Genomic DNA, 10924 nt, shown 5'->3' with positions numbered 1-10924 from the left:
GGTCAGGATGCGGTGCTGGTCGGCCGAGAACACGGCGCCATTGACCCAGTGGTCGTGCTTGAGGGCCGGGCCAATCTGGGCACCGGTGGCCGCATCCCACAGCCGCGCCGTTGCGTCTTCGCTCCAGGTCAGGATGCGGTGCTGGTCGGCCGAGAACACGGCGCCATCGACGGGCGCCCGATGACCCCGGAAGTCCACCTGGAGTCTGCCGCCCTGGGCCGCCGAGGACAGCGCCGCCATCGACTCTGGGGTAGCGGGCGTCAGCCCGTTGCTGCGTTCGGCAAGAACGGCCAGGTGCATGGCGTGCACGAAATCACCGTCAGCCGCCAACCGTTCTGAAGCGCTCGCCAGCGTCATCGACGTTGCTCGACCAAGATTGCGCTGCGCGGAGATCACAAGCGCCGCGCCGACGACTGTGACCAGCGCCACAAACCCTACAAGCACGCTGATCCCCTGCAGCAGCCGGCGCTGCCGCCGACGCTGGGTCGCCGCAGCAAGCTCGGCGCGCTGCTCCGCAGCGCGACAGGCCGCAAGATAGGCGCGTCGGTAGTCGCCTTCCTTCCATCCCAAGTTAACCCAGCCCAAAAGCGCTTCGGCGGCCCGCAATCGCTCACCGCGGTGAACCAGAGCCTCGTCTTTGGCCAAGTCTTCCGCGTTCTGCCAGTCATCAGCCGCCGCCGTTACGCGTTCGGCGAGGCTCAGGTCGTCCCTGCGCGCCGCGATCCAGCTTTCAAGTTCGCTCCAGTGGCGCAACACGGCTTCGTGCGAGACCTCGATGGTCCGCTCGCCGCCCGCGGTGTCAGCAACGAGCAACCGCTCGTCGACCAGGCAATCGATGAGAGCAAGCGCCTCTGGGGGCAAATCGCGGCGCAGTGCAATGCGGCGCTTGGCGGGGGCAGACACCATGTCGATCCGGACCAGCCCTGGCACGAAGCTGCGTTGCGCCAATTCGTCCAGTGCCGCGCGCGTTGGGGGCAGGCCGGGTATCTGCGCGGCCCGAGCAAAGGCGCGTTCCACAGCCGCACGAATGGCGCCACCAACACCCTTCATCTCATCGACGTACTGGCGCTTTCCAACGCGCCCGCCTGCGCGATGGTCGGCAACCAGCCGTTCCAGGGTGAACGCGAGCAGCGGCAGAGCGTCGGCACCGTCGAAATCATGGACCAATTGTTCCGTGAGCTCGGGGTCGATCTCAACGCCCGCATCTCGAAGCCGCGTGGGGCCTTCAATAACCTCCTTGAACGCCGCCGCGGGCAGGCGCGCAAGATCGAACGGAAGGCGTGGGATGCCGGACAGGCGTGGTTCGCCCTGCAAGAGCCCAAAGCTGTCCGACCGGATGGTGATCAGCAGCAACACACGGGGATCGGCGCTAAGCGTATCGGCGATCAACGCGACAGCGCGGGTAGCCTCATCGTCGCCGGCAACGAACAGTTCCTCTGCCTGGTCGATGGGCAGGACTACGGTGGCAGGCACCAAAGCCTCGCCCGAGGTCCGCTGCGGGGCATGGTTGCGAAGCTGCTCCGCCCTGGGTGCCCTCAACCGGGTGATCTGTGCGGCAATTGTGGCCACGTCGATAGTGCCGCTCAGCCCAAGTGACTGTTGTAGTCCCGTCGCGCCGGTCACTGCTGCGAGGGCGGGCCGCACGGTGGGCAGCACCAGAAAGCGTTCGGTGTCTCGCTTCAGCCGAGCAAGCAGACCCGCTCGCAGAAAGCTCGACTTGCCCGCACCGGAGGCCCCGAGGATCACCAGCATCCGCTCGGGGTCGCCGTCACGCAGGCGCCGAATGGCGTCCATGGCTTTGGTGACCTGTGTGTCACGTCCAAAGAAGATGGCGGCATCCCGTTCTTCGAGCACCCGGAGGCCGCGAAAGACAGGGCGGTTCGGCTCGTCCTTGGGCGGCCAGCTGAAGGCTCCCGGAAGAAGCCCTGCGCGATGCAAGCCAATGCGCAGCCTTTCGAGCCCCTCAGACCGCCTGTCAGCTGTCGAGAGGTCGGCGAACTGGTAGGTCGCGGTGAGTTCGATCGGGAGGGACTCGAATGCACACGGCGCTACCAGAACCGGAAAGATTTCCTTCCCCAATTGCGCTGCGAACAGAAACTCGGTGAGGCACCATTTCGAGTCCGCCCAATGAGGCGATACCAGCACAACGACGGCCGAGCAACGCTCGCCCGCCTTGCGCAGCTCGTCGCGCCAATGCTGTCCTGGGGCAAGGCCGAGAAATGAATCTACATCGAGAAAGACATCGGACCATCCCTCGGCCCCCAGCCAATCACGCATCGCCTCCGCGTGCGAATTGTCAAGGCTTGAATGGCTGATGAAGATCTGGCCCATCGCCGCATCTTCTCAGGAACCGGCGAAGTCATTTGCCCTTTGAAGGGTCGAGCCGGCCGTACGCCGGTGTCGCACCCGGTCGTGAAAAACAATCTCGGCCATTCATCGATCGCGACGACCTCCGGCTACCTCAACACCGAAGATCGGGGGGATGGCTCGCGGCAAAAGCGTTTTTGGACCTCGGCTTCGGGCCCCGTTGAAACAGGCTTGAACGCGCCGGCTGGACGCGAGTTCGCGGCGGCGACAGCAGCACTTGATCACTTTCAGCGGCCCCCAGGGCGACCCCTGTGGCACAAACCCCAAGTGTTCGTGAGCAATAGGCCGCCGCTAAGCCGACAACGGCTTGACGCGCCAGCCGTCCGCGGCGCCGCACCTGGAGCTAACGCAGGTCTCTGCATTAAGGGGCACTATCGCATCGCAGTTCGGGCATTTGCCCTTGGGTTTGGCCTCATAGGCCTCTCGCTCCAGGCGGGCTCGTCCATCCTCCAATCTTTGCAGTTCCGCGCGTCCGCGTTCGGCCCGTTCTGCCGCTAGTTCGCCAGCCCGGCGACCGGTGTACAGCGCCCTTGCTCGCACGTCATCCCCGAGAGCCTCAGCGAAGGCCTTCGCCCAAACCACTGGCTTTCGCAACGCCGAACTGCACTCATCCAGCGCCGCTGCGAAGTCAGCGTCTGAGGGCACGCCCTGAGCAGCATGTGCGCAAAGCGCGCCGGCGAGAGGGCTCGTCGACGGCGCCGGCCCCGGCGATACCGGCAACAGGGCCTGGACCTCTGGGTTAGCCCTTGTCGCAAAGTCGAGCGCTGTCTTTCCCGTGCTGTCGCGCTGGTCAAACTTTGTGCCTGCGTCAAGCAGCAACGGAATGCAATTCACGGCATTCGTGAACAACTGCGTACTGCAGGAACCCCCGGCCTGTAGGACGCTCGTGATACGCCCGCACGGTCAAGTCGTTCAGCATCTTGCGAACCGCAACCGCATCGTCGCGCTTCAGAGCGTCGCGAAAATTCTCTACGGCTAGGAGCTTCTCAGGCTCTAGAGCCTCTGCGGCGCGGGATCGACCGTCTGCGCCTGGCCGAACACCGTTGGCCGTAGATGAAGCGCCTTGCTCAGGGCGACCCGCAAACACCATCAGGATGCAACCCACAACGGCGGCAGCGCAGGATGCGATGAGGATATTCTGGCGGTCCTGCATCAGACCCAGATTGTTCACCCGCCCGCCACCGGCGGTTGCAACGCTGGGGTCGAACACAAACAGCGCATAGCCTCCGACAAGGGCGGCACCAATGAGGACTATCGTTCCGAGTGCTTTCACAAAATCTCCCTTTAAGAATCGATGGTACGTGACCGGCACGGGACTCCTCGGCCCGTTTTCTTTTCTTACCCAGCCCGGCACTCACACGCAGGCATCTATTGATCGCACCACGCCCTCAATGAAGGTCGAGACCTGAGAGAGATCAGCCTGAGAGATAGGCCAAGGCGTCACCGGCAGCGTGGGTTGCAGGTCACCCTCGTGAGCGATCTTGTTGCGCCGGTCTACAATCGCTCGAAGCTGCTGCTTGAGCTGCTTCGCCGCAGTCACTTTCTGCGCGGGCGTCGCACCCTGGTGCGAAGCCACAGCGTTCCATAGCTCCACACCCGAGCACAGACGCACGCCGTCGGCAATCTTCTCAGGGTCTTGATACGTTGCCAATGAAAGCTGTCGTCGAACTTCGAGGTCGAACGCAGAGCTCGCCGCTGAAGGCGTGGATGCCGCCTGGATGCGCTCGATGGTTTCGAGCGGTAGCTGGAACGCCTGGAATTGCTGAGTGCGCGGCAGCGTGCCTTCGAACGACTTCAACATACGCTGCGCCACCAGCTCATGCACATAGAGGTCGAGCGCGCTGACCTGCGCAACCCAGGCGGCGCGCAGCACTTCGTCCACCGGCAGAGCGCCAGTCATGTTTTTCGCAAGGTAGGCGTGTATCGCTGAGAGGCCGTGACAGCGGAGCCAGACCGCATCGAAGTGGCCAATTGGCGTCACAGCGCGACTTACGCCGTCAACGCAAAGACGCGGTCAGCACAGAGCCTGAAGGCCGCTTCGAACGTGTCCATGCTCGCCTTCGTCTGAGCCCAGACCGCGCCCTGCTGATCGATCTGCGTTGCAGTGAGCGCATAGACAGGCACTTGCAAGTCTTGCGAGAGCGCAATCAGGCTGTTGAAGTCTGCGACCTCCATGATCGCGTTCCACGGTTCGAGCCCGATCCTTGCTTTGAACGCAGCGGGATCAAGCATCCCGGCACCCTGAAGCGCAGGGACGAGCTTGGTTTGCAGACCCGTTTCGAGCTGATCGATCCACTTCTGAAAAGCCTTCGACGCCTTCCCCAAGCGCGGCCGGTACTTCTGGACTATAGACCCGATGAACTGCACCTGCGGCTTCGGAAACGGGTAGTCTGCCTTCGCCAGTACCTCCAAGCCATGCGCCATCTCGGCCCATGCTTTCCATCGCGGCAGCGTTCTCGCCAAGGAGCTGAGCGCCATCGAAGAAAAGTAGTCCGGGTGAAGAGGAACCAAGAAGTAGTCGCTAGTCGTGAACAGGTTTTGATTGAGCGGCCCAAGGCTCGGGCTCATATCCACCAACACGAAATCGGCTCCCACCTTGCCCGCCGTCTCGTCAAGCATGAAGCGCAACGAGCCGGGTAGGTTCCGGAGCGGAAGCAGTGACCCGCTAAGTTCCTGCGCAACGCCAAGCGTCGTTTCGTACTCGGACAATCCGATGTGCCCGCGCAGCAGGTAGAGGTTCGAATTGCCCTTGACCGGAACGCATTGCGCCGCTTCGATCTGTTTCGGCTTCGCCTCGAACGCTGGTGCAAGCGCGTCCCGCACGTTGTTCGGCGGGCTCTCGACATAGGTCGCTTCGAGGTCGTCGACACCTTCGAAGCCCATGACCATGCCTGTTAGGTTGCACTGCGGATCGAAGTCGGCGAGCAGCACCTTGGCCCCCATGCTAGCCATCATCCATCCGAGATTGAATGCCGTCGTGGTCTTGCTCACCCCGCCCTTATGGTTGAACAGTGAGACGATCTTCGCCATGGGGTTGCCTTGTTACCTTGTTGCTGCTGTGCAGAGTCTAGCCCTGCGCCTCGCCAGCAAGATTGGTTTGCGAGGACGAACCACAACTTCTTGTGCGGCGCTCAAGAAACGTGGCTCCGGCCTTGCGCCGGTCGCAATCGACTTTGGCAACGGCGTGCTGCACGTTTGGGCGCGACACGATCTAACTCCTGACCGAGAGTATGCCGACAGGCGCCTATGAATTCCGCACCAGCCAGACGGCCACGAGCGAGCCGATCATGAGGGCGATCGCAAACAGGACCCTAGCAAACATTGCGATTGGCGGCGGGCTTGCGGGTGTCGGTCGCGGGCCGGGCCGGCGCGCGCTTGGCGGGCTTCTTCGAAGATCTTCTGATCACGGCGACGGTCTTCGCGTTCGCTTCGTCGTAGGGGATTGTGGCGGCTTCGGGCATGGTGGGCTCTTGAAAACATAGCATTTTCCGATTCGCCGCCGCCGTCGCCCATGCGGCGTGCGCCTTCCCGTTGCCAGCGAAAACGCCGCCCGGACGGCGGTCAAACTACCCGTCGGAATGCCCACCATGTCACGCCTGCCAGGCGGTTCGCGGCTTCGGTGGCCTTTCGGGTAGTTCCCGGCGAATGCGTTCGCCGAGAAACGAGATAGCCGCGCTCGCGCGCGGCGGCGACGAGGCGACCAGCTGTCAGCGGAAAAGCCTACGCGTACCTCGGGGCACGGCTTGCGGCTCATGCGGAGACCGCCTTCGGTTCACGCGCCGCGCTAGCCTTGGCCGCCCGCTCCGATTCGGGAGCGCGAATCTCGCTCTTGAACTTCTTCGCGGAAGGTCATCGCATCGCAGCTCACGCCCACGCGTTTCCGGGGTCATGCCGCGACCGTCCTCGACATCGACGCATCGACTGTGCGCAGCGTTCCTCCGGTATTCGTGGAGTGATCAGGATCGGCAGCGGGGACATGGAAGCCGAAAGCCGAGCCGGCAACCATGGCTTCGTGCTGTGCATCGGAAACGCCGAGCTTGACGTTCAGGCGGTCGACCAGAATCCGCGCCTCTGCCAGCTCCATTGCAGCGCCGTCGAAGTCGGTCTGGTAGTAGCCGCGTTCGCCCACCTTGATGATTACGATGCGGCGTCCTGGTGCGTTGCTTGCGACCAGCGCGTAGCAAAGCGTGGGAAGCTTCGACAGATTCCTTTGCCCCCTCCCCCCATCTGCTCTTTGGTGAGCCTCGGGAGGTGCGGAAGGAACGGCCGCGGTGGAAAGTGTGTTGATGTCTTGTGTGGTCGCTTCGCTCATGACTGGCCTTTCGGTGTGGTTGAAAAAATCTGCTCTTCGGAGTCGCCTCGACGCATGGCCAGCGACAGCCAGGTGCGGGAGGGAGGAGCGACCGGAGGCCGCAGCCCGAGAGCGAAGCGAAGGGACCGGGTGAGGACGAGGACGAGCGCACGCGCAGGGATGGCGCTATGCGTCGGGAAGAGGCGGACCGCAGGGCAGATCAGCCACACGTGACCAGCTGGAGCGAGGCGATCCCGCACGACGCCGGCGACGGCGTCATCTGCAGGGAGGTGTTAGCGGCCCTGCAGGGCCGCGTGCGTCAGGGATTGGTGCCCGACAGGGTGGAGAGCTGCAGGAGCTCGACGCGCAGCGCTGAAAGCCCGGGATCGGCTTCGCCGTTCGACGCGACAAGACTGATGTGTCGGTAGGGCTGCCCTGGTCAAAACAATTCGAAGGCCGAAATGGTCACTGAAGAAAGGGCGACGGCGCTCGCGAAGTAGAGGGCAAATCCAGCCCCCTGCGGGTGAAAGAAAAAGACCCAAGCGAAAGCCACAAAGCCTGCCAGCAAGAACCCTTTGAAGGAAACGACAACGTAGTCTTGGAAGTCCACGCAAATCTGTTCGTCGGCAAACCCGCATGACAAATACATGATCGCGAGGGCGCCGGCGATGAGCATGACCGTTGAAAGGGACGCCCCAAGAAACGTGGTCGAATGCCACCATCCGCGAATCGACGCCAAGAACTCTTTCACCGACTCAGGAAGTAGCTGGGTGAGGAATACACCAAGGTCGGGCAATGAACTGAAGAGCCAGTACAGCAGCACACTAGCAACGAGGCCGAGGAAAAGGTTGAGCGCCGGCAAAAGATAGACGTTTTGCTTGAACCGCGGAGCCACGACAGTCGCCTGATTAATGAGGCTGACCCCCTCGTCCTGCTCCTTCTTCAGGTGCTTTAGAAACGTCTCTTCTGGCAGGCCATAGCGCTTCCGCAAGTAACTCCGGGCGGCATCCGCAGGGACTTGGCGCACTGGTTCCGCGGCCTTTGCGGCAGGCGCTTGGCGCACTGGTTCCGCGGCCTTTGCAGCAGGCGCTTGGCTAACGCCCATGGTCAGTCCGAAAGTCCTGATCAGCACGGACAGACCGGCAGCGTAGTCCTCAAGCGACACCAAGGTACGCGTCACGAGTTGATCTGGCACCTCAACTGGCTCAAGCCGCACCGGGATGAGTTCAGGCGTTCCAATGTTGTTATACCAATAGTAAGCCTGTTCGACCTCGGACCGGACGGGTCTGGACAGCATGGCTTGTTTGGACAGCAAGGCAACGAATCCATCGGCCTGCTTTATCGCCGACAGCACTTGATTCCAGGCGTCGCTCCCTGCCTTCGAGGACTGCTCGAAGTGGAAGACTTGGGCGCCCGCCCGGCTGAGATCGTTGAACAGTCTCAAGGCAACGGCGCGATCCGCGGTGGAATAGCTGATGAAGACCTTGTAGGACTTCCGATTCTGGGCAGATTTCATGGGTGCTGCCGGCCTTGATCTTTGAGTGACCTGATGCGCAGGTTCCGCCGAGCGGAGGTCCCCCTGAAGCATGCCACAGGCCTCCCGCCATGGGCAATTCTGGACCACATTGTGCGATTCAAAGTGTCGACCCGCGAACCGGGGCGCCATGCGGGCGGCGAGAAAATCCGCGACGACGCAGTTGTTCAGTCAGCTTTGAACCCTAGGGTACGCATCGCCTTGTTTAGGCTGCGTCGGCGAATGGCGTACGCGCTCCAAGGCTCGTTACCCTTGTCCAGCCGCGTGTGGATGTTGCGCACGGTCCAATGTGCGCCGCTTGTGATGTCCGACAGCTCATCCCAGGCGATCGGCACCGACACGCCCAGGCCCGGCCGCGCCCGCGCCGACCAGGCCGAAGCCGTCGTGGCGCCGAAGCCGTTGCGCAGGTAGTCGATGAAGATCTTGCCCACACGGTTCTTCGGCCCGCTCTTGGCCACAAAGAGCTGAGGGAGCGTGCGCGCCAGGTGCACGACGATCGCCTGGGAAAAGTCCTTCACGGTGTCCCAGTCGTATAGGCGTTTGAGCGGCACCACGACGTGCAGGCCCTTACCGCCGCTGGTCTTCACGAACGAGGCGAGTTCCAGCTGCTCCAGAAAGACGCGAACCAGTTCGGCGGCTTGCTGGATCTGTTGCCACTTCACGCCTTCGCCCGGGTCCAGATCGAACGTCATCCGGTCTGGCTTGCCGATCGCGGACTTGACGGCATTCCATGTGTGGAACTCGATCACGTTGAGCTGGGCGGCCGAGAGCAGGCCTCGAGCGGTGGCCACCTCGAGCAGCTGGGAGTGGCCTGGGTGCAGGGCCGGGTCGAGCTGGCGGACGCCGACGATCTCGCCCTTGTCCAGGTGCTTCTGGAAGAACAGCTCGCCAGTAATGCCCTCTGGCGCGCGTACGAGCGACACAGGACGGTTCTTCAGGTGTTCGAGGATCAGCGGCCCCACCAAACCATAGAACCGCACCAGCTCGATTTTGGTGACACCGGTTGACGAATCAATCACTCGTTCCGGGTTCGAAACCCGGAGCCTGGCCGGAAGCGTGCGCTGGACCTCGCCGCCGGCGGCGGGTCGAAGGTGCTGCGGGACCTCGCGAACGACCGCCTTGGCCGGCTTGTCCTCGCGGATGCCGTGGAAGACGGGATGCCGGACGTGGCCGCTCTTCGTCCATTCCTGGAAGCTGACCTCGACCACCAGTTCGGGGCGCACCCATTGCGCGCCGCGGGCGCTCGCATCCGTGGCGCCATGGAGTGGGCTGGTCTTGGCCGCCAGGGGCGCCAGCTTCTCCTGAAGCGCTGGCACAACCTTGCCGCTGACGCCGGAGCCGACGCTGCCCGCATAGACCAGGTTGCCTCCGGCGTCGTGTGCCGCCAGAAGGAGGGCTCCGATCCCTGACTTCGTGCCACGGACGTGCGTCCATCCGGCCACGACGAACTCCTGGCGCTGCCTGCACTTCAGCTTGATCCAGTCCGGGCTTCGACTCGACGTGTAGGGACTGTCCTTGCGCTTGCCGATGATCCCCTCCAAGCCGAGCTTGCAGGCCGAGGCGACGACATCGCGCGGCGCGCCGGCGAAGGCCTCGCTGAAACGGATCGAGTCAGGTGCGTCCTCAAGGAGCCGCTGCAACTGCGCGCGGCGCTCGACGAGCGGCACCTGGCGCAGATCGAGGCCGTTGAAGTGCATCAGGTCGAAGAGATGGAACGTGATGTCGTTCGTGCGCGCGTTGTCGAAGGCGTTCTGCAGAGCCCCGAAATCGGGGAGTGCCTGGTCGTTCAGGATCACGATCTCGCCGTCGAGCCAGCAGGGCGGCAGCTTCATGGCGGCCAGGTCGCGCGCCAGGTGAGGCAGCTTCTTCGTCCAGTCGTGGCCGTTGCGGGTGAAGAGGCGCACGCCGGACTCGTCCACACGCGCCAGCATCCGGTACCCATCGAATTTGATTTCCAGCACCCAGTCGTCCCCGGTACTGGGTGGCCCGTCAACCAGAGTGGCAAGTTCGGGAGCGATCTTGGCGGGGAGGGCAGTCTTCTTCGCCCCGGCCAGGCTGCCGAGGGACTCGGTAGGAGCCGCAGCGCCGGCGGGCATCGGCAGGCCGGCCACGCTGTCGGGCATCTCGTCGACGACGCTGAACTCGCTGGCCGGGCGCACGAACTCGTCACGCTCCTTGATGAGCAGCCAGGCGTTCTGCTTTTCCTCTCGGCTCTTGATCTTCACGAGGACCCACCTGCCGCGCAGTTTGTGGCCATGGAGTTCGAACTTGAGGTCACCCTTTTCATAGCCCTTGCGCGGGTCGCCGACCGGCACCCAGATGCCTTTGTCCCAGATCACCACCTTGCCTGCCCCGTACTGCTTCGGGGGAATCGTGCCCTCGAACTGGTTGTACGAGATCGGGTGATCCTCTGTCTGCACCGCCATGCGCTTGTCGGCCGTGTCGTAGCTCGGGCCCTTCGGTACCGCCCAGCTGAGCATGACGCCGTCCAGTTCGAGCCGGAAATCGTAGTGCAGCCTGGTCGCCCAATGCTTCTGGATGACGAACTGCAGGCCGCCGGCCGTAGATTCGCCGCCTTCAGTGGGTTCGGGCGTCACGGCGAAGTTGCGCTTTGCCTTGTACTTTGCCAGTGGGGGTGCTGCGGCCATGGGCGAAATGTACGGGCGAAGACACAGGCGTTTGCAGGCGCGTTCCCATTCCCGAGGTCATCCCGAAGCATCCTTGAAGGCGGC

8 protein-coding genes are annotated in these 10924 nt (G+C 63.2%); all 8 read right to left on the bottom strand.

Annotated features, from left to right (window positions below; genetic code table 11):
- A partial coding sequence (locus AC1D3B_RS35830) for an nSTAND1 domain-containing NTPase (protein WP_478195415.1) occupies positions 1–2331 on the bottom strand: 2331 nt, incomplete at its 3' end.
- Positions 2332–3175: 844 nt separating this feature from the next.
- Positions 3176–3679 carry a hypothetical protein gene (locus AC1D3B_RS35825; protein WP_478195414.1) on the bottom strand — a complete coding sequence of 168 codons (504 nt, stop codon included), beginning with the start codon at positions 3677–3679 and terminating at the stop codon, positions 3176–3178.
- 42 nt (positions 3680–3721) lie between these two features.
- Complete coding sequence (locus tag AC1D3B_RS35820) at positions 3722–4267, bottom strand: hypothetical protein (RefSeq protein ID WP_478195413.1); 546 nt, start codon at positions 4265–4267, stop codon at positions 3722–3724.
- Between the two features lie 89 nt (positions 4268–4356).
- Positions 4357–5397 (bottom strand): ParA family protein, encoded by a 1041-nt coding sequence (locus AC1D3B_RS35815; RefSeq protein WP_478195412.1) that lies wholly within the window; start codon positions 5395–5397, stop codon positions 4357–4359.
- A 281-nt stretch (positions 5398–5678) separates the two neighbouring features.
- Complete coding sequence (locus AC1D3B_RS35810; protein ID WP_478195411.1) at positions 5679–5828, bottom strand: hypothetical protein; 150 nt, start codon at positions 5826–5828, stop codon at positions 5679–5681.
- 425 nt (positions 5829–6253) lie between these two features.
- The gene (locus tag AC1D3B_RS35805) at positions 6254–6679 is read right to left on the bottom strand and encodes a hypothetical protein (protein ID WP_478195410.1); all 426 of its coding nucleotides are present in this window, start codon (positions 6677–6679) and stop codon (positions 6254–6256) included.
- 418 nt (positions 6680–7097) lie between these two features.
- Complete coding sequence (locus tag AC1D3B_RS35800) at positions 7098–8174, bottom strand: toll/interleukin-1 receptor domain-containing protein (protein ID WP_478195409.1); 1077 nt, start codon at positions 8172–8174, stop codon at positions 7098–7100.
- A gap of 185 nt (positions 8175–8359) precedes the next feature.
- Positions 8360–10840 (bottom strand): DNA ligase D, encoded by a 2481-nt coding sequence (gene ligD / locus AC1D3B_RS35795; RefSeq protein ID WP_478195408.1) that lies wholly within the window; start codon positions 10838–10840, stop codon positions 8360–8362.
- Between the last annotated feature and the right edge of the window lie 84 nt (positions 10841–10924).

This window comes from Variovorax sp. P5_A3 (genome assembly GCF_056400665.1).
The sequence above is the reverse complement of the archived record's forward strand: the minus strand, read 5'-3'. Positions and strand labels throughout refer to the sequence as shown.

Coding starts and splice junctions, on each gene's coding strand:
- AC1D3B_RS35820 (WP_478195413.1), bottom strand. CDS start 4,267: ATGACTGGCGCTCTGCCGGTGGACGAAGTGCTGCGCGCCGCCTGGGTT.
- AC1D3B_RS35815 (WP_478195412.1), bottom strand. CDS start 5,397: ATGGCGAAGATCGTCTCACTGTTCAACCATAAGGGCGGGGTGAGCAAG.
- AC1D3B_RS35810 (WP_478195411.1), bottom strand. CDS start 5,828: ATGCCCGAAGCCGCCACAATCCCCTACGACGAAGCGAACGCGAAGACC.
- AC1D3B_RS35805 (WP_478195410.1), bottom strand. CDS start 6,679: ATGAGCGAAGCGACCACACAAGACATCAACACACTTTCCACCGCGGCC.
- AC1D3B_RS35800 (WP_478195409.1), bottom strand. CDS start 8,174: ATGAAATCTGCCCAGAATCGGAAGTCCTACAAGGTCTTCATCAGCTAT.
- ligD (WP_478195408.1), bottom strand. CDS start 10,840: ATGGCCGCAGCACCCCCACTGGCAAAGTACAAGGCAAAGCGCAACTTC.